We start from the raw sequence: 17,874 nt of genomic DNA, 5'->3' as shown, positions 1-17,874 counted from the left end.
TGCACAATTTGGACTTTTAATCTCCCCGCCAAGCACTTAGGCTAATCAGCGTTGTCTGATAGGCATTGTCATGGAATTAGAACATGCTGCGATGGCTTTAGGCTGTTCACGCGGTATCACGCACAGAGGATAAGATGAGAAAGCTATTTTTAGGGGCAGCTGCCCTGGTGTTCGCCGGCCTGCTTGCCGGATGTAACCAGCTCACGCAGTACACGCTTAGTGAGCAGCAAGTGAATGAATATTTGCAGAAGCACAATGATTTCCAGAAACAGCTGGGCGTGCCGGGGCTGGTCGATGCAAAAATTACTCTGACCAACCTTAATAGCCAAATCGGCCGCGCCGAGCCGGGTAAAGTGACGCTGACGGGTAACGCCAGCGTGGACGTCACCTCGCTGTTTGGCCCGCAAAAAGCCGACATGACGCTGACGCTAAAAGCCCAGCCGAGCTTTGATAAAGCCCAGGGCGCTATTTATCTGAAAGATATGGAAGTGGTGGATTACACCATCCAGCCAGAGAAGATGCAGTCGGTGATGAAAGGCCTAATGCCTTATCTCAACCAGTCGCTGAAATCCTACTTTGATCAAAAGCCGGCCTATGTGCTGAATGCCGATAAGAGTAAGGGCGAAGCGATGGCGAAGAAACTGGCGAAAGGTATCGAAGTGAAGCCGGGTGAGTTGGTTATTCCATTCACGGACTGAACAAATTCGCTGCCATAAAAAAGCCCGGCTGAGTGGCAACACCAGCCGGGCTTTTGCATTTCTAGCTTTTAGATTTCAACCTAAAATGGGCAGATCACTGCTCGTCGTCGTCTTCATTCTCGATGTCGGACGCCGCCAACTCTTCCAGCTCGTCGCGCATGGCTTGCAGCGCTTCACGGCTGATTTCCGCCAGCGTGCGATAGAAGCCGCTGGTCGCATGGGCTTCAACTTTGCCCAAGAACTTGCCGCACCATGGGAACAGGTACTCGTCAAACAGCGCGGTCTGCGCGCCCACTTCATCCTCAGCGGACTGGTCTTCCAGCCATGAGGCGGCCAGCAGCATGGAACCGAAGCTGTCTGCCGGGTTCTCGCCCAAAGGCATGCCGCGCTGTTGCAGGAAAGCACGCACGTCTTGCTCAGTCGCCCCTTCAACATAGTCGCTGCGATAAGGCGATACCGCGCGGTTTTCACCGACAAAAAGGTGGTCGTACTCAGCGGCCAGCGCTTGTGGATCGGCACTTTCGCGCAGGCGGGCGAGCAAGGCGTCCTGCTCCAGTGGCCAGTGCTCTTGCAGCTTGCCCTGTTGAATCAAACCAAACAGCGGAGCCAGCACCGGATCTTGCGGCGAGCGGTTAAACAACGAGCCGAGTACGCGGCAAACAATCGAAAATTCATTCATAGCGGCAACCTGTTAAGCCAAAGGAAAAAGTGAAAGCGAGCAAAGGGCGTGACAATGTCACAGATCCTTTAATTCAGCAATGGGCTGACGACCGCGCGCTTCGAGAAAATCGAGGAAACGGCGCGGGCTGACATTAAGGATACGATCTTCTGGGAAATCCACCTCACGCAGAATGCGCTCGCACTGCTCAAAGCCGCCCAGCGAGTAGGCAATGTGCGAGTCAGAACCCAGCGCCAGCCAGCCCCCCGCCTCTTTTACCGCCTGCGCAATGGCACGGCAGTTTGGCTCGCTGCCAGCGCGCGAATGGGTAAAGGAGGAGTTATTCAGCTCAAGCGCCACATTGTATTTTGCGGCCGCGGCAGCAATGGCCGGGATGTCCACCGGATAGCGCGGATTGCCCGGATGGCTGATGATGTGCACTTCGCCACCGGCCATGGCGGCAATCATCGCCGCCGTGTGGGTCTCTTTGTCTGAAGGCGGCATCACCGGCTCGTGGAAACCGGCGATGATCACGTCAATGGCGGTCAGCATCGGGCCGGTGCAGTCGATGTCACCCTCAATATTTTTAATGTTGGATTCAATACCGCGCAGAATGCCGACGCCGTTCACCAGTCGCGGCCACACATGCATATTCATAAAGTGCCAGTAGTGCGGCGCATCGGCCATGTCCGGGCCGTGGTCGGTGATCGCAAACAGCTTGATTCCCTTTTCTGTGGCTTCATCAATATAGTCATGCAGCGTGCTGTAAGCATGGGTGCTGGCAACGGTATGCATGTGTAAATCAACGGGATACGGCATGTAAACTCCTCACAATGAACCATCAGGGCGGCGATGTTCGCCATGATGGTGTAACAGGTAGCGGGCGGTTTGAGTCAGATGCGCGACGGCCATCAGTATCCGCGCTGCAAATCCACCAGTCCGGTCGGCGTTCGCCCTTCCTCAAGTGCCAATATATTGGCCACGATATTGTCCATCGCCTGTTCGGGTAAGGTGTTGGCGGCGATGTGAGGCGTGATGCTAACACGCGGATGTGACCAAAATGGGTGCATGCCCGGCAACGGCTCCTCGACAAACACGTCGAGGGTGGCGGCGGCAATTTGGCCAGCGTCGAGGGCGCGCAGCAGATCACCTTCTACCAGATGCATTCCGCGAGCAATATTAATCAAATATGCCTGCGGGCGTAACGTGGCAAACAGGTTTTTATTCAAGATGCCGACGGTCTGTGGCGTGTTCGGCAGCAGGTTGATCAACAGTTTGCAGCCGGTGGTGAATTCATCCAGCTGATCATCCCCCGCGAAGCTCTGCACTCCGACGATGTTTTTCGGGCTGCGGCTCCAGCTGCGCACTTGGAAGTTCATCTCTACCAGCTTCTCGGCTACGCTTTGGCCCAACACCCCCGCGCCCAGAATACCGATGGTGAAGTTCTGATGCTCATGGGGAGCCAGCGGACGCCACTGCTTTTGCTGCTGGAACAGCTGGTATTCGTCCATTCGGCGGAAATAGCGCAGCACGGCGGCCAGCGTGTACTCCTGCATTTGCAGCGACATGCCGGTATCTTCCAAACGCAGCAGCGGCACGCCCGCAGGCAGAGTGCCCGGATTACGCTGCTCTTGCATCAGTATGGCATCCACACCGGCACCGAGGGCAAAAATGCCTTTTAGCTGGGTGCGCGGAGCCAGCATTTCATGAGGGGGTTGCCAGACCAGAGCGTAGTCTGCGGGTTGGTCGTCACCACGGTGCCAGGCGCGAACCTTGGCCTGTGGCAGTCTGTTACTTATTCCGTCAATCCATTGTTTCGAATCAAATGTAGGGTGGTAAAAAATTATATTCATCATGGTTGCCTCCTAAGCCCTGATAGATTTCCCCGAATATCATCAGGATGCAACCCATAGAGACAAAAAAGAACAGGCCCCGATATTCGGAGCCTGTTGGCATCAATTGATTTGATGAATAACTACTGCAAATTACGCCGGAACGCGTTGGATCAGGCGGCGTAGCAGTGGGATCAGCACGATGAGCACCACGCCAGTGGCGACAGAGCCCCAACCCAGCACGCTAAACACCGAGCTGTAACCTGGGTTGGTCAGCGCCGCCGTGCTGCCGGTGTTTTCAGGCATCAGCCCAGAGACGTAACTTGCCAGCACCGAGGCCACGCCGGTCACCATCATCCAGCAGCCCATCATCACGCCCTGATAGCGCGCCGGAGCCAGTTTGCCAATCATCGCGTAGCCGATTGGCGAGATAAGCAGCTCGCCAATACTTTGCAGAACGTAGCTAATCACAATCCATTTAAAGGCCACCAGGCCGTCACCGCCCGTCAGACTAATTCCCCACGGCAGAACCAGCATCCCCAGACCGATACAGAACAGAGAAGCGGAGAATTGCAGCGGAATGTCGAGGTTCCAGCCGCGCTGGCGCAGCTTTTTGAACCACAGCGCCATCAATGGGCCGCCGACCACAATCACCACGGTATTGATGTCTTGGATCCACTGAGGTGCGACCTGGAAACCATACACATTCAGGTTGATATTGTTCTCAGAGAACAGCATCAGGCCCATAGGCGCGAGTTGGTAAAGCGTCCAGAACACCAGCGAGCCAAGGGCCAGAATCAGGTAGGCTTTCATGCGGCGGCGCTCATCGTGCTCGCGATGGCGGAAAGTCAGCAAGGCCATGGCGGCAAAGATAATAATGCCCAGCACCACCACAAAGTAGCTGCTGAATTCAGCATGGGTCAGCAGCACGCGGATAATCGGCACCAGCACCACCAGCACGGCTAAGCCAATCACCATGCGGCGCATAAACACGCTGCGGCTCGCTTCGCGCAGCGGCGTGCTGATGTCGGCCAGAATTCGCCAGTAATAAAGCGTGACGATAATCGCCAGCACGTTGCCCAAGGTGGCGAACAGGAACAGCGACTTATAGTTTTCAGTCAGCTGGTAGTAACCCGCCACGGCGAAACCGATGAAGAAGCCGAGGTTCATCCCGGCGTAGTTCCACAGGAAGGCGGATTCACGGCGGTCATCTTCTGGCGCAAAGCGCTGAGTCAGCATCATGTTCAGGCAGGTAACGTTCAGCCCGCTGCCGGTGAGGAACATGGCCAGCCCCCAATACAGCCCTTCTACCCCTTCCATGGCGATCAGGCCACAGCCGAAGACTTGCAGCACCATGCCCAGCACGAACAGGTTACGGTTACTCAGGTAGCGCCCGCCGAGGTAGCCGCCAAACATGTGCAGACCATAGTTAAATGCGCCGAACACGCCCATGATGGCGTTGGCATTGCCTTCGCTAAAGCCAAGGCGTTTTGTGGCGTACAGCACCAGCGTGGAATACAGCACGGCAAAGCCGAGTGTGGCAAAGGTCTGGATGAAGAATAAAGCCCCTGAGCCTGCCGGTATCTTCGACCGGTGCGGCTGCTGCGGCGACGCCGCGTGTTCGAACTGACTCAAATTTGACCCCGTCTTACAAAAAATGTACTGAATGTACTGATAGAAGTTAGATCTGCCAGAACCCTCATACAGCTGGTTTTTATATGGCAATAACCCGATAGGGCCGTTGTTATACTCCCGTCACCGCGTTTTTTCCCAACATAATTTTGTTATTTACTTGGTGTTAAAATCGTTTGCCTGATAATTGTTCTGCTACGAAGCATAGCTAATGACCCAGCGCGTATCATAAGCAAGATTAATAATTGGGCTTTTGCGGCCGCTTAAGGGTACTTTTGCTCTGTAAATCAGCAAATTGCTCTAACTTTGAGTAAACGATCGCTTTCCTGCAAAAGAGTGTTGACGCTGAGGGTGCTTTTCCCTACATTAGCGCCGGTCAGCAGCGCTACGGCGTGGAATGACTTACGGTGAGGTGTCTGAGTGGCTGAAGGAGCACGCCTGGAAAGTGTGTATACGCTAACGCGTATCGAGGGTTCGAACCCCTCTCTCACCGCCAAATAAAAGCAAAAGGGGCTTGGATGAAAATCCAAGCCCCTTTTGCTTTTATTCGTTGGGAGCGACCCGGTGAGAACCCTATGTTCGACAAATTGGCAGGATAGCCAGTTTGCACAGTCGCAGGCTGCCCGCAGGGTGAGGGCCATGGACTGCCCGAGTGCACCCCTGAGCACCGATCTTACAGCGTACTCTCCCCCTCTTTTGCCTTTGCACCGCCCACATTGCCCACGTCTTAACCATCCAAACCTAATCCGGCAAATTATGCTTGACCCTTTGACCTGCTCTCCCTATAGTAGCGCCCCGTTGCACCGCACAGCGATGTAACGACTACGGTGAGGTGTCTGAGTGGCTGAAGGAGCACGCCTGGAAAGTGTGTATACGCTAACGCGTATCGAGGGTTCGAACCCCTCTCTCACCGCCAAATAAATGAAAAGGGGCCCTGATGAAAATCAGGGCCCTTTTTCATTTATTCAGCTGAGGGCGGCTCGGTGAAAACCCTTCGGTTCGACAAACTGGCAGGATAGCCAGTTTGCACAGTCGAAGGCTGCCCGCAGGGCGAGGGCCATGGACGGCCCGAGTGCCCCCCTGATCACCTTGGCTATAGCGTAACCCACAGTTTGCTTTTCAAACCTCCCTATCCCCCAATTGCGCCAACTGCAAAATAGAGCTGCCGACCACCTGATTCTTCCCCTGATGCTTGGCTTTATAGAGAGCTTCATCCGCCAGTTTTATGGCTTTGCGAATTTGCATCCCAGGTAGATACAGCGACACGCCGAGCGAGGCGGTGACCTTCAGCGGACTGCCATCTTCCAGCATCATCAGATTAAGCTCGATTTCCTGACGTAGCCGCTCGGCGATTGCCAGTACCGCCTCGGGCTGATAGGCGGCGGTGATCACCAAAAACTCTTCGCCACCGTAGCGTCCGGCAAAATCTTTGCTGCGGGTGACATTGCGCAGCACGCGCCCGACTTCACTCAGCACCCGGTCGCCAATCAAATGACCATGGGTATCATTCACCCGCTTAAAATTATCAATATCAATGATGATCAGCCCACAGCTTTGGCGACGGCTCTGTTGAACCGAGAGCCGATAATCCAGACTGGCGCGGTTGCTGATTTGTGTCAGAGGGTCAGTGGCGGCCTTCACCCGAATGGCGAACACCTTTTTCATGTAGATTTCTTTAAAATTCAGGGCGTGATAGCACAGGATCATGCAGCTCGCGGTGACCAGTTGATAAAGCACCAGCGTCGCCCACGGCACTACCGAACCATAAAGGCTCGATACCAACGCAATTCGTCCCAGCCCTACCAGCAGCAAAGTGATATAAAACACCCGATGCTGGCGCTTGCGCCACACGCGAAATAAAAACAGTCCGAGCATAATGCAGCCAATCAGCAGATTATTGAGCGAATAGCCGCCGTTAAGCGCAAACAGCAAGAGATAGCACGACAGTCCGCTGAGCCAGCCACCAAAAAAGGTCACCAAAATCATCGGCAGCATTTCGAAGCTGTAATAGATATTATCGTTGAGGATCAGCCGATCCTGGGAAAGAAATAGCGCCGCGACGCCGGCCATCAGGCCAAAAGCGATGCGTTTCCAGATGTCGCCGTGGGAAGTGAAAGGCTCACTGCGGCTGAGAATAAAATAGCCGACGGATAGCGTGGCGTAAGTGACGCAAACGTCAGCATATAATTTCCCTAAGGAGGTAAAATCGGGCATTGGGAATCACGCTTCCTGAATAATAAACCCAGAGAAATAAGGACTTATCTTGAATATAGATGAACTCTTAGTTTGCTGATATCCCCGTACCGAAATTATGTCGATAGCGGCACTATTCTCACAAAAATCGGCGGATACTATCCAGCTTGTCACCCGTCGTGTCCTTGATTTGCATCTATAACTGTTACAGAAAAAGAGCGTATCTTTACTGCTTAGCCGATGACGGGGTTGTTTCCCGCCTTAATATCCTCATCGCCATGGACGCCCGCTGTTATGCATACTTCTGCCAATCGCCCTCTTCGCCTATTTAGCGCCTTAAAAGACGCCTGCGTTAACGAGAAATACACTGCCCAGCGTCTGCTCAAGGATGCTATTGCCGGGGTCACCGTCGGCATCATCGCCATCCCGCTGGCTATGGCGCTGGCAATCGGCAGCGGCGTACCGCCGCAAAATGGCCTTTATACCGCCGCCGTCGCCGGGATCATCATTGCCATCTGCGGCGGCTCGAGATTTAGCGTCTCGGGGCCGACGGCGGCCTTCGTGGTGATCCTCTACCCGGTTTCTCAACAATATGGCTTATCCGGCCTGCTGCTGGCGACATTAATGTCCGGGCTGATGCTGGTGCTAATGGGCGTGTTACGCCTTGGGCGGCTGATAGAATATATTCCACTGCCGGTGACGCTCGGATTTACTTCAGGGATTGGTATCACCATCGCCACCATGCAGATTAAGGACTTTTTCGGTTTGAGCGTGGATGCCATGCCGGAACACTATCTTAGCAAGCTGCTGGTGCTGGTTCAGGCCTTACCAAGCTTTGATATAGGCGACGCCGCGATTGGCGTCGTGACGCTGGCGGTACTGATTTTCTGGCCGAAGCTTGGCTTGAAGTTGCCCGGCCATCTCCCGGCCCTGCTGGCGGGCTGCGCCGTGATGGCGATATTTATGCAAACCGGCCATTCAGTGGCGACCATCGGCTCGCGCTTCCACTACCTGCTTCCCGACGGCTCGCAGGGCAGCGGCATTCCGGCAATTTTGCCGCAATTTACCCTGCCTTGGGCTGCCACCGGCGGCGGCTCAGGTTTTAGCCTCGACTTAGTACAGGCACTTCTGCCCGCCGCGTTTTCTATGGCGATGCTGGGGGCAATTGAATCCCTGCTGTGCGCGGTAGTGCTCGACGGCATGACCGGCAAAAAGCATCATTCCAACAATGAGCTGATCGGTCAGGGGATTGGCAACATCGTGACGCCGTTTTTTGGCGGCATTACCGCCACGGCGGCGATTGCCCGCTCCGCCGCCAACGTGCGCGCCGGAGCGACCTCTCCGGTGTCTGCCGTCATTCACTCGCTGTTGGTGCTTCTGGCACTACTGATGCTCGCCCCGCTGCTCTCATGGCTGCCGCTGGCGGCCATGGCGGCGCTGCTGCTGATGGTGGCGTGGAACATGAGCGAAGCCCATAAAGTGGTCAACCTGCTGCGTCGCGCGCCCAAAGACGACATTCTGGTGATGCTGACCTGCATGAGCCTCACTGTGCTGTTCGACATGGTGATCGCCATTACAGCGGGGATTGTGCTGGCATCGCTGCTGTTTATGCGCCGCATCGCCAAGATGACCCGCCTGAGCGAAGTGGCCGGAGATTTCGCCGCCGATGAGGCCGTCTGGCGAGTCAACGGCCCGCTGTTCTTTGCCGCCGCCGAGCGGGTTTTTGGTGAGCTTTCAGCCCGCACCTCGCAGGCCAAACGCATTATTCTGGTATGGGACCGCGTGGCGATCCTCGACGCGGGCGGGCTGAGCGCCCTGCAACATTTCATTGACGAGTTGCCGGAGAACGTTGAGCTGGTGATAACCGATATTCCCTTCCAGCCTTTGAAAACGCTGGCGCGGGCGGGCGTCAAACCTATCGAGCAGCGTTTAAGTTTCTACAGCACGCTGGCCGATGCTCAGGCCGCGAGCCAGCCAGATATTTAGAATGTATCAAGGCTGAAAAGCAAAAAGGCGCCCTGTTTGCAGAGGCGCCTTTTTTGTCTGGTGTTCGGCAATAAGCTCGCCGTACTACAGAATTTTACTTGCTGGTATCCAGAGCCGGGAAGCTTTTCACCAGGTCATCAATGGCTTTCATCTGAACCAGGAACGGCTCCAGTTTAGCCAATGGCAGCGCAGACGGGCCGTCACACTTGGCGTTAGCCGGATCTTCATGAGCTTCAATGAACAGACCTGCCAGACCGACTGCCATGCCAGCACGCGCCAGTTCTGCTACCTGAGCACGACGGCCGCCAGAGGCTGCGCCGAACGGGTCGCGAGTTTGCAGGGCGTGAGTCACGTCGAAAATCACCGGATGGCCGCCAGTGGCGTTGATCATCACGTTGATGCCCAGCATGTCGACCACCAAGTTGTCATAACCAAAGTTACTGCCGCGGTCGCACAGAATCACCTGATCGTTGCCGCCTTCTTTGAACTTCTCAACGATATTGCCCATTTGGCCTGGGCTGACGAACTGTGGCTTTTTCACGTTAATCACCGCGCCGGTCTTCGCCATAGCTTCAACCAGGTCAGTTTGGCGAGCCAAGAAGGCTGGCAGTTGGATCACGTCAACCACTTCAGAAACCGGCTGTGCCTGCCAGCTTTCGTGGACGTCGGTGATGATTTTCACGCCGAAGGCTTGCTTCAGGTCTTGGAAAATCTTCATCCCTTCGTCCAGACCTGGGCCACGGTAAGAATGAATAGATGAGCGGTTGGCTTTATCAAAAGAGGCTTTGAACACGTAAGGGATGCCCAGTTTCTGGGTCACGGTCACGTAGTGTTCGCAGACGCGCATCGCCATATCGCGGGATTCCAGCACGTTCATACCGCCGAACAGTACAAATGGCAGGTCATTGGCGACGTTGATATCTTTAATGCTAACCACTTTTTGTTTCATGCTTTGGCCTTATTGATTGTCTATCAGGGGCAGTTGTACAGGTAATGCACTGTATTTAAATGCCTATTTAATTTTCTGCGGCTAATTCTAACTCAGTGCAAGGTAACTTGCTTGTGCTCAATCGCGTGGATTTGCACTTTAATCACTTCGGAAATCGGGTCTTCAGGACACTGCTCGACGAAGTAATTTAAATCAGAGAGCGCGACATGATTGCAATCCAAATGGGCATAGATCAAACCGCGGTCACGAATTTCGTAAGGATCATCTGGATCGAACTCCAGCAGGGTTTCGCTGGCGCGCAGGGCCATCTCCATCTGCTTCTCTTCCATCAGCGCGGCTTTTAGCGTGTCGAGCATTCTTCGGACGATGACGTTATTTTCCGCCTCTTCCAAATCATCATCTTCAATCTCGGCGGTGACGCCCAGATTGCCCTTCAGCCAGACATGCAGAATATGTTCGCTCAGCGTGTCGCCGTTAATCGGGTTAATCAGCCACATCTCTTCGTCGAGCCAGTCGGCGCGCATAATCAGCTGAGTCGGGAAAATCACCGGCATCAGCGGCAAGTCCAACTGGTGGGCGATGTGCAGGAAAATAACCCCGAGCGAAACTGGCGTGCCCTGGCGCGAAGCCAGCACTTTGTCGAGCCAGATGGCGTCTGACAGGCGATAGATGCCCCCCGCGCCTCCAAAGCCCCAGGTGCGATAAAACAACTCAATTAACACTTCAAGCTGCTGATCCTGATTGAGATCTTCCGGGATGGCCCGGCGAGCCTCCTCAACCAGCGACTGTAACTGGCGACTGACGTCATCCGCGTTGAAATCATAGCGGATGGCCTGAGTGACCAGAATGACACCGGCGCTGAGCGGCGCGGCGTTAAATTCGAAATCAGCAATGGTACTCATAGTTATCCCAATAGCAGCGGTATTTGTGTCAAGGCGAGCTTAACGATCAAGGCTAAGCATCCTATTGCCAGAATAAACGCAATCCACCGAGTGGTTTGCCGACGTGGCCGTTTACTGAGTGCAACAAACCCCAATGCGATATAGATGATAACGCCAAAAAGCTTTTCAGTCAGCCAAGGAGTCTGCGGGCTGAATGGATAAAGTCGAGCAATGATTAGCAGCGCAATGCCGCTCACCAGCAAAAGCGTATCCACCGCGTGAGGCGTGATTTTCACCCAACGCTGTTGCAGCATAGCAGAACCTGTCGATTTCCAAAAAAAGCGCAATACAAACAGAAAAATACTCACTATGACGGTGGCAATATGCAGGTATTTAAAAGCCATAAAAGCAGACATTTTACTTCCTTGTGTATTAAGGGTTACGGGCAGGCAATGAAGCAGCAAGAGTCATTACGCTCCCTGCCACTGCCCGAGACTGACGCGGTCATTGCCGCCGTAATCTTTCACCGTGGCGACCTGGTGGTAGCCCGCCTGACGAAACAGCTGTTGGACTTCTTTCGCCTGCTGCCAGCCGTGCTCCAATAATAGCCAGCCTCCGGCTAATAAATGCTGCGGCGCTTGCTCAATGAGAGTCTGTAAGTCAGCAAGTCCGGCGTTGTCCGCCACCAGCGCACTGGCAGGTTCGAAGCGCACATCGCCTTCAGCCAGGTGTGGGTCGGCAGAATCGATATAAGGAGGGTTACTGACGATAACGGCAAACTGCTGGCCCGTAACGGGAGCAAACCAGCTGCCCTGCACGAAACTGGCATTGGCGATCGCCAGCTTTTGCGCATTATGCTGGGCCAACTTGACGGCTTCGGGCTGTAAATCAACGCCGGTAAGCTGGCAATCGGGCCGTTCGCTGGCAATCGCCAAGGCCACGGCTCCGGTGCCGGTTCCCAAATCCAACACCTTTTGCGGCGAAGGCGGCAAACGCAGCAATGCCTGTTCAACCAGACATTCAGTATCGGGACGGGGGATGAGCGTGGCGGGTGAAACAGAGAGAGGCAAAGACCAAAACTCGCGCTCGCCGACCAGATAGGCCACCGGCTCGCCCTGCTCGCGTCGCGCCAGCAGAGCCTCTAACTGTTCAAGTTCGCTGGCCGTCAGCGGCGTTTCGCCAAAGGCCATAATAAAAGTACGCGACCGGCCGGTGACGAACCCGAGCAGAATTTCTGCATCGCGCTTGGGGCTTTCACCCGCCGACAGGCGACGGGTGGCGTCATGCAACCAATATTGAAAATCCATTATTCCTGCTCGGACAACGCAGCAAGCTGGTCTGCCTGATACTCCTGCACAATCGGCTGGATCAGCGCGTCCAGCTTGCCTTCCATCACTTCATCCAGACGGTAAATCGTCAGGTTGATGCGATGGTCGGTCACGCGGCCCTGCGGGAAGTTATAGGTGCGGTTACGATCGGAGCGGTCGCCGCTGCCCAGCAGATTGCGGCGGGTTGACGCCTCTTCTGCGTGGCGTTTAGCCATTTCAGCCGCGCGAATACGCGCGCCCAGCACCGACATCGCCTTGGCTTTGTTCTTATGCTGTGAACGCTCATCCTGACACTCAACCACGATGCCAGTTGGCAAGTGGGTGATACGAATGGCCGAGTCGGTGGTGTTGACGTGCTGACCACCCGCGCCCGAGGAGCGGAAGGTGTCAATTTTCAAATCACCGGCGTTAATTTCTGGCAATTCGGCCTCTGGAATTTCTGGCATCACGGCGACGGTACAGGCCGAGGTGTGAATACGCCCCTGCGACTCGGTTTCCGGCACGCGCTGCACGCGGTGGCCGCCAGACTCAAACTTCAGTTGGCCGTAGGCACCCTCGCCTGACACCTTAGCGATCACTTCTTTGAAGCCGCCGTGCTCACCTTCGTTAGCACTGACGATTTCAACGCGCCAGCGGCGAGTTTCAGCGTAACGGCTGTACATGCGGAACAGATCACCGGCGAAAATCGCCGCCTCGTCGCCGCCAGTTCCGGCGCGAATTTCAAGGAAGCAGCTGCGTTCGTCATCGGGATCTTTCGGCAGCAGCAGCAGTTGCAGCTTCTGCTCTAACTCTTCCAGCGTGGCTTTGCAGGTTTTGATTTCATCCTGCGCCATTTCGCGCATCTCTGGGTCATCGAGCATCTCTTCGGCCGCGGCCAAATCTTCCTGCGCCTGACGCCAGGTCAGAAAACAGGCAGAGACATCGCTCAACTGAGCATATTCGCGGGAGAGATTGCGGAATTTTTCTTGGTCGGCAATAACAGTTGCGTCGCCGAGCATCGCCTGCACTTCTTCATGGCGCTCTTGTAACACTTCCAGTTTGGCAACAATAGAAGGCTTCATGCGTGGTGTTTAACCCTGTAATAAATAGGAACTATTGCTGATCCAGCCCGAGGCTGTCGCGTAAAATTTGCAAGCGCTCGACATCGCCATCGCTGGCGGCCTGCTGCAGGGAACGGGTGGGTGCGTGAATAAGACGGTTAGTCAGTTTGTGTGCTAATTCGTGAATAACGGCAGAAACATCTGCTCCCTGAGCAATGGCAGCCAGCGCTTTGGCTTCTGCTTCGGCACGGACGAGATCCGCACGGGAACGGTAATCACGAATAATTTCCACAGCGCCCTGCGATCGCAGCCACGCCATGAAATTAGAACTTTCTTGCTCAACGATAGATTCCGCCTGCACGGCGGCGGCCTTACGTTGAGCCATATTGTTTTGAATAATGCTGTGCAGATCATCAACGCTATAAAGGTAGGCGTTGGCGAGTTTGCCCACTTCAGGCTCGATATCACGCGGCACGGCGATATCTACCATCAGCATCGGCTGGTTGCGGCGAGCTTTCAGCGCGCGTTCTACCATGCCTTTACCAATGATCGGCAGCGGGCTGGCGGTGGAGCTGATAATAATGTCGGCATCGGCCAGACGCGCGTCAATATCTTGCAGCGTGATCACTTCAGCGCCCACTTCGCTTGCCAGCACCTGTGCCCGTTCGCGGGTACGGTTAGCAATCATCATGTGGCGAACTTTGTGCTCACGCAGATGGCGCGCCACCAGCTCGATAGTTTCCCCCGCGCCCACCAGCAATACACTGACGTCAGACAAGGATTCGAAAATCTGTCGAGCCAGAGTACAGGCAGCGAAAGCCACTGAAACCGCGCTGGCACCGATATCGGTTTCAGTGCGTACGCGCTTGGCGACGGAGAAGGATTTTTGGAACAGGCGCTCAAGTTCACCCGAAACCGCCTGCCCGTGTTGGGACTCAGCGAAGGCTTTTTTCACCTGACCGAGAATTTGCGGCTCGCCGACGACCAGCGAATCAAGGCCGCTGGCCACGCGCATGAGATGACTGACGGCGGCGTTATCCTGATGCCAATAAAGGCTTTTACGCACTTCATCGGCACTGAGATGGTGATAATCACATAACCATTTAACCAACTGTTCCTGAAGATTTTCCTGCTGTTCCACGCTGAGATAAAGCTCAGTTCGGTTACAGGTGGACAACACGACACCGCCCTGCACCAGGGGTTGCTGGAGCAGACTAGAGAGCGCCTGTTCAATGGTCTCGGGAGAAAAAGTTACCCGTTCACGCAAAGAAACCGGTGCGGTTTTGTGATTGATACCTAATGCAAGCAGGGTCATAAGGAAGCGTTTTTCGAGTAATACTTATGTTGGTATGGGTTTACGTCTGTGGCGCATTCTACAAGATGAGCCGGATCAATAAAAGCAAAGCAGCATTATCCGTTAAAGTTGTTGAAGCAACAGACGATTTCGATGACTTCGAGCTTACTGGATCTCCTCACTGCGTACTTCAATATCAATGATAGCCATGATCTATCAAGGGCTACTCTTTTTTCTTGAAACAATTGCGGCCTTTCTCAGTGGCTAACGTGCTCGACGTCAGTATGCTAAACTGACAATCGCCGAATTTGCCCAGGCATTTTGCCTCAGCACCCAAGGATTTAATCTGTTATGCCAATGCGTAAAGCTCATTTAGTTCGTCTTCTTCCTCTTGCAAGCCTGGTGCTTGCCGCCTGTTCCATCAATGCTCCTAAGGGTCCGGCGACCAGTCCGACTTCCCCTCAGTGGCGTGAGCATGAGGCGCAAATCAAGCAATTAGAGCACTATCAAACGCGTGGCTCCTTCGCCTATATCTCAGATAAACAAAAAGTTTATGCCCGCTTCTTCTGGCAGCAATACACGCGTGACAACTACCGCCTGTTGTTGACCAACCCACTTGGCAGCACCGAGATGGAGCTGAAAGTCCAAAGCGGCGTCGCCCAGTTGACCAATAATGAAGGCAAGAAGTACACCAGTAACAATCCTGATGAGATGATTCAGAAGCTGACCGGCATGTCGATTCCGCTGGCTAACCTGCGTCTGTGGATGCTGGGCCTGCCGGGCGATGAGAGTGATTTCACCCTCGACAGCCAGTACCGCCTGTCCAAAGTTAACTACAGCCAACACGGCCAGCAAGGTACCGTGGTGTATCAGAGCTACAGCGACGATATGATCCCATCATTGCCGAATCGCCTGGAACTGACCGAAGGCGACCAGCGCATCAAATTGAAAATGGACAGCTGGACCTTAAACTGAGATGACGCAATTGTGGCCTTCTCCGGCTAAACTCAATTTATTCCTTTATATCACCGGCCAGCGCGCCAACGGTTATCACGAACTGCAAACCCTGTTTCAGTTTGTCGATTATGGCGACAGCCTCTCTTTCGTGCCGCGCAACGACGGACGAATTGTCCTCACTACCCCCGTCGAGGGCGTCGCGGATGAAGATAATTTGGTGGTTCGCGCCGCGCGTTTGTTACAACGTCACGCAAACTGCTCGCTTGGCGCGGACATTTCGCTCATCAAACGCATCCCGATGGGCGGCGGACTGGGCGGGGGTTCCTCTAACGCCGCGACGGTATTGGTAGCACTGAATGCCCTGTGGGAGTGCGGCCTGTCAGATGAACAACTGGCCGCGTTGGGCGTCTCCTTAGGCGCAGATGTTCCGGTGTTCGTGATGGGCCATGCCGCCTTTGCCGAAGGCATTGGCGAGATACTGCAACCCGTCGCGCCTGAGGAAAAATGGTATTTGGTGGCGCATCCGGGTGTGCATATCCCGACCCCGATGATTTTTGGCGATCCTGAGTTAACCCGCGACACGCCAAAACGGCCGATAAATGTGCTTTTAAGCACAGCGTGGACAAATGATTGCCAACCGATTGCGATAAAACGTTTTTGCGAGGTTGAACAGCTTGTTTCTTGGCTGTTAGAATACGCGCCGTCACGTATGACGGGCACGGGTGCTTGCGTTTTCGCCGAATTTGCGACCGAGCATGAAGCCCGTCAGGTTTTGAATCAGATTCCATCGTCGGTCACCGGGTTTGTAGCTAAGGGCGTCAACGTCTCTCCCCTGCACCGTTTCCGCAAAGAATGGCTGAGAGCAGCAGGCAAAGCGTAGAGCGTCACGGTCCCGTTTCCCGTGTCTGTTCTTTGCCAGCCTCTCACTCTGTAACAGAGCCAAGATTTTCGTAGTATTGGTTGTAAAGATGTACCGAAGTATTTTTTCTCGTAAGCATAATGCTGTGGCATCGCTCACCGCCCGGTGGTGCCATAAGCCAATGTCTTCCCTGGACGCAAGCCTGAGGTTCTTCTCGTGCCTGATATGAAGCTTTTTGCTGGTAACGCCACCCCGGAACTAGCACAACGTATTGCCAACCGTTTATACACCAGCCTTGGTGACGCCGCCGTCAGTCGTTTTAGCGACGGTGAAGTAAGTGTGCAAATCAACGAAAATGTACGTGGCGGAGATATTTTCATTATCCAGTCCACCTGCGCACCTACTAACGATAACCTGATGGAACTGGTCGTGATGGTTGATGCCTTACGCCGCGCTTCCGCCGGCCGTATCACTGCGGTCATCCCTTATTTTGGTTATGCACGTCAAGATCGCCGGGTGCGTTCAGCCCGTGTGCCAATCACCGCCAAAGTGGTTGCAGACTTCCTTTCTAGCGTCGGTGTTGACCGCGTTCTTACCGTAGATTTACACGCCGAACAGATCCAGGGCTTCTTCGACGTACCGGTTGATAACGTGTTCGGTAGCCCGATTCTGCTGGAAGACATGCTGCAACAGAATCTGGAAAACCCAATCGTGGTTTCCCCAGATATTGGTGGTGTTGTCCGTGCTCGCGCCGTGGCAAAACTGCTCAACGACACTGACATGGCTATCATCGACAAACGCCGCCCACGCGCTAACGTTTCTCAGGTGATGCACATCATCGGTGACGTTGCTGGTCGTGACTGCGTGCTGGTTGACGACATGATCGACACCGGCGGCACGCTGTGTAAAGCCGCTGAAGCCTTGAAAGAGCGCGGTGCTAAGCGCGTTTTCGCTTATGCCACGCACCCAATCTTCTCTGGCAATGCCGTCGAGAACATCAAGAACTCCGTGATTGATGAAGTGATTGTCTGTGACACCATTCCGCTGTCTCCAGAAATTCGCGCACTGAAGAAAGTTCGTACTCTGACTCTGTCAGGCATGCTGGCTGAAGCGATTCGCCGTATCAGCAACGAAGAGTCTATCTCTGCGATGTTCGAACATTAATCTGATTCCCTTCTGCTTGCGGAAGGGGCTGATTAGCGAGCATAAAAAACCCGTTATTGTTCGCGCAATAACGGGTTTTTCTTTGGCCGATCGGCAAAGCTATAGGTTGTTAATCGCCTACCGTTAAGAATGACGATGATTCTTGCGGCAGCGGGCATCATAATGACGAACCCAAAAATAACGGTCGGCAACGCGTTCACGGCCACCGATTCGCGCCCCTGCTAGCCATAAAATCGCACCAATAAAGATGCTGGCTATTGCGCCATGGGCTAAAAATTGCGGTAAATTCAGACTCGGCATCTGATTCAGAATGGAGTATCCAACCCCGCCGACCATAGTGACCAGACCAAGCCCCATCAGCACGTTACCTAATACTGTTGCGGTTTTACGTTTCATATGTCAC

Annotated in this window: 17 protein-coding genes and 2 tRNA genes; 7 read left to right on the top strand and 12 right to left on the bottom strand. The window is 54.3% G+C overall.

The features are described 5' to 3' along the window. Positions 1 to 134: 134 nt before the first annotated feature. On the top strand, positions 135 to 698 hold the full coding sequence (locus SBO83_RS04260; protein ID WP_396130554.1) for a lipoprotein: 564 nt from the start codon (positions 135 to 137) through the stop codon (positions 696 to 698). A gap of 94 nt (positions 699 to 792) precedes the next feature. Here the strand turns inward: SBO83_RS04260 and SBO83_RS04255 are convergent, their stop codons facing one another. The 4 genes from SBO83_RS04255 to SBO83_RS04240 form a co-directional block, all read right to left on the bottom strand. After that, the gene (locus SBO83_RS04255) at positions 793 to 1,377 is read right to left on the bottom strand and encodes a molecular chaperone TorD family protein (RefSeq protein WP_396130553.1); all 585 of its coding nucleotides are present in this window, start codon (positions 1,375 to 1,377) and stop codon (positions 793 to 795) included. Positions 1,378 to 1,434: 57 nt separating this feature from the next. Beyond that, positions 1,435 to 2,175: a phosphatase gene (locus SBO83_RS04250; protein ID WP_353502249.1), complete on the bottom strand. Its 741-nt coding sequence runs from the start codon at positions 2,173 to 2,175 to the stop codon at positions 1,435 to 1,437. A gap of 92 nt (positions 2,176 to 2,267) precedes the next feature. Further along, entirely contained in the window at positions 2,268 to 3,209 is a 942-nt protein-coding gene (ghrA, locus tag SBO83_RS04245) for a glyoxylate/hydroxypyruvate reductase GhrA (RefSeq protein ID WP_353503978.1), read from the bottom strand. Positions 3,210 to 3,341: 132 nt separating this feature from the next. Beyond that, on the bottom strand, positions 3,342 to 4,823 hold the full coding sequence (locus tag SBO83_RS04240; protein ID WP_396130552.1) for an oligopeptide:H+ symporter: 1,482 nt from the start codon (positions 4,821 to 4,823) through the stop codon (positions 3,342 to 3,344). Between the two features lie 403 nt (positions 4,824 to 5,226). Between SBO83_RS04240 and SBO83_RS04235 the strand changes: the two genes are divergently transcribed. Both SBO83_RS04235 and SBO83_RS04230 read left to right on the top strand, forming a co-directional pair. Beyond that, a tRNA-Ser gene (locus SBO83_RS04235) sits at positions 5,227 to 5,316 on the top strand. Positions 5,317 to 5,646: 330 nt separating this feature from the next. Next, a tRNA-Ser gene (locus SBO83_RS04230) sits at positions 5,647 to 5,736 on the top strand. A gap of 203 nt (positions 5,737 to 5,939) precedes the next feature. Here the strand turns inward: SBO83_RS04230 and SBO83_RS04225 are convergent. Further along, positions 5,940 to 7,034 carry a diguanylate cyclase gene (locus SBO83_RS04225; RefSeq protein WP_396130551.1) on the bottom strand — a complete coding sequence of 365 codons (1,095 nt, stop codon included), beginning with the start codon at positions 7,032 to 7,034 and terminating at the stop codon, positions 5,940 to 5,942. A 273-nt stretch (positions 7,035 to 7,307) separates the two neighbouring features. On the opposite strand from SBO83_RS04225, the gene dauA reads away from it, so the two are divergent. Next, positions 7,308 to 8,999 (top strand): C4-dicarboxylic acid transporter DauA, encoded by a 1,692-nt coding sequence (dauA, locus tag SBO83_RS04220; protein WP_353502252.1) that lies wholly within the window; start codon positions 7,308 to 7,310, stop codon positions 8,997 to 8,999. Positions 9,000 to 9,093: 94 nt separating this feature from the next. Here dauA and kdsA read toward each other — a convergent pair whose 3' ends face one another. From kdsA to hemA, 6 genes are all read right to left on the bottom strand, one after another. Beyond that, positions 9,094 to 9,948 carry a 3-deoxy-8-phosphooctulonate synthase gene (gene kdsA / locus SBO83_RS04215; RefSeq protein ID WP_034790806.1) on the bottom strand — a complete coding sequence of 285 codons (855 nt, stop codon included), beginning with the start codon at positions 9,946 to 9,948 and terminating at the stop codon, positions 9,094 to 9,096. Between the two features lie 92 nt (positions 9,949 to 10,040). Further along, the gene (gene sirB1 / locus SBO83_RS04210) at positions 10,041 to 10,850 is read right to left on the bottom strand and encodes an invasion regulator SirB1 (RefSeq protein WP_353502253.1); all 810 of its coding nucleotides are present in this window, start codon (positions 10,848 to 10,850) and stop codon (positions 10,041 to 10,043) included. A 2-nt stretch (positions 10,851 to 10,852) separates the two neighbouring features. Next, the gene (locus SBO83_RS04205; protein ID WP_353502254.1) at positions 10,853 to 11,245 is read right to left on the bottom strand and encodes a SirB2 family protein; all 393 of its coding nucleotides are present in this window, start codon (positions 11,243 to 11,245) and stop codon (positions 10,853 to 10,855) included. A gap of 54 nt (positions 11,246 to 11,299) precedes the next feature. Then, positions 11,300 to 12,136 (bottom strand): peptide chain release factor N(5)-glutamine methyltransferase, encoded by an 837-nt coding sequence (gene prmC / locus SBO83_RS04200; protein WP_396130550.1) that lies wholly within the window; start codon positions 12,134 to 12,136, stop codon positions 11,300 to 11,302. Continuing rightward, positions 12,136 to 13,218 carry a peptide chain release factor 1 gene (prfA, locus tag SBO83_RS04195; protein WP_353502256.1) on the bottom strand — a complete coding sequence of 361 codons (1,083 nt, stop codon included), beginning with the start codon at positions 13,216 to 13,218 and terminating at the stop codon, positions 12,136 to 12,138. The genes prmC and prfA overlap by 1 nt, the downstream gene beginning before the upstream one ends. A gap of 31 nt (positions 13,219 to 13,249) precedes the next feature. Further along, positions 13,250 to 14,512, bottom strand: coding sequence for a glutamyl-tRNA reductase (gene hemA, locus SBO83_RS04190; protein ID WP_353502257.1), 1,263 nt, complete (start codon positions 14,510 to 14,512; stop codon positions 13,250 to 13,252). Between the two features lie 330 nt (positions 14,513 to 14,842). Between hemA and lolB the strand changes: the two genes are divergently transcribed. From lolB to prs, 3 genes are all read left to right on the top strand, one after another. Beyond that, positions 14,843 to 15,466: a lipoprotein insertase outer membrane protein LolB gene (gene lolB, locus SBO83_RS04185; RefSeq protein WP_353502258.1), complete on the top strand. Its 624-nt coding sequence runs from the start codon at positions 14,843 to 14,845 to the stop codon at positions 15,464 to 15,466. 1 nt (position 15,467) lies between these two features. Then, entirely contained in the window at positions 15,468 to 16,328 is an 861-nt protein-coding gene (ispE, locus tag SBO83_RS04180) for a 4-(cytidine 5'-diphospho)-2-C-methyl-D-erythritol kinase (protein WP_396130549.1), read from the top strand. Between the two features lie 195 nt (positions 16,329 to 16,523). Then, complete coding sequence (gene prs / locus SBO83_RS04175) at positions 16,524 to 17,471, top strand: ribose-phosphate diphosphokinase (protein WP_034790822.1); 948 nt, start codon at positions 16,524 to 16,526, stop codon at positions 17,469 to 17,471. Between the two features lie 123 nt (positions 17,472 to 17,594). Here prs and ychH read toward each other — a convergent pair whose 3' ends face one another. Further along, positions 17,595 to 17,867, bottom strand: coding sequence for a stress-induced protein YchH (ychH, locus tag SBO83_RS04170; protein ID WP_353502260.1), 273 nt, complete (start codon positions 17,865 to 17,867; stop codon positions 17,595 to 17,597). Between the last annotated feature and the right edge of the window lie 7 nt (positions 17,868 to 17,874).

This window comes from Ewingella allii, assembly GCF_044430645.1.
GTDB classification, from domain to species: domain Bacteria; phylum Pseudomonadota; class Gammaproteobacteria; order Enterobacterales; family Enterobacteriaceae; genus Ewingella; species Ewingella allii.
This window is presented reverse-complemented; position numbering and strand designations above follow the sequence as displayed.

Excerpts from the sequence above, each read along its gene's own strand:
- SBO83_RS04260 (WP_396130554.1), top strand. The coding sequence starts at position 135 with ATGAGAAAGCTATTTTTAGGGGCAGCTGCCCTGGTGTTCGCCGGCCTG.
- SBO83_RS04255 (WP_396130553.1), bottom strand. The coding sequence starts at position 1,377 with ATGAATGAATTTTCGATTGTTTGCCGCGTACTCGGCTCGTTGTTTAAC.
- SBO83_RS04250 (WP_353502249.1), bottom strand. The coding sequence starts at position 2,175 with ATGCCGTATCCCGTTGATTTACACATGCATACCGTTGCCAGCACCCAT.
- ghrA (WP_353503978.1), bottom strand. The coding sequence starts at position 3,209 with ATGAATATAATTTTTTACCACCCTACATTTGATTCGAAACAATGGATT.
- SBO83_RS04225 (WP_396130551.1), bottom strand. The coding sequence starts at position 7,034 with ATGCCCGATTTTACCTCCTTAGGGAAATTATATGCTGACGTTTGCGTC.
- dauA (WP_353502252.1), top strand. The coding sequence starts at position 7,308 with ATGCATACTTCTGCCAATCGCCCTCTTCGCCTATTTAGCGCCTTAAAA.
- kdsA (WP_034790806.1), bottom strand. The coding sequence starts at position 9,948 with ATGAAACAAAAAGTGGTTAGCATTAAAGATATCAACGTCGCCAATGAC.
- sirB1 (WP_353502253.1), bottom strand. The coding sequence starts at position 10,850 with ATGAGTACCATTGCTGATTTCGAATTTAACGCCGCGCCGCTCAGCGCC.
- SBO83_RS04205 (WP_353502254.1), bottom strand. The coding sequence starts at position 11,245 with ATGTCTGCTTTTATGGCTTTTAAATACCTGCATATTGCCACCGTCATA.
- prmC (WP_396130550.1), bottom strand. The coding sequence starts at position 12,136 with ATGGATTTTCAATATTGGTTGCATGACGCCACCCGTCGCCTGTCGGCG.
- prfA (WP_353502256.1), bottom strand. The coding sequence starts at position 13,218 with ATGAAGCCTTCTATTGTTGCCAAACTGGAAGTGTTACAAGAGCGCCAT.
- hemA (WP_353502257.1), bottom strand. The coding sequence starts at position 14,512 with ATGACCCTGCTTGCATTAGGTATCAATCACAAAACCGCACCGGTTTCT.
- lolB (WP_353502258.1), top strand. The coding sequence starts at position 14,843 with ATGCCAATGCGTAAAGCTCATTTAGTTCGTCTTCTTCCTCTTGCAAGC.
- ispE (WP_396130549.1), top strand. The coding sequence starts at position 15,468 with ATGACGCAATTGTGGCCTTCTCCGGCTAAACTCAATTTATTCCTTTAT.
- ychH (WP_353502260.1), bottom strand. The coding sequence starts at position 17,867 with ATGAAACGTAAAACCGCAACAGTATTAGGTAACGTGCTGATGGGGCTT.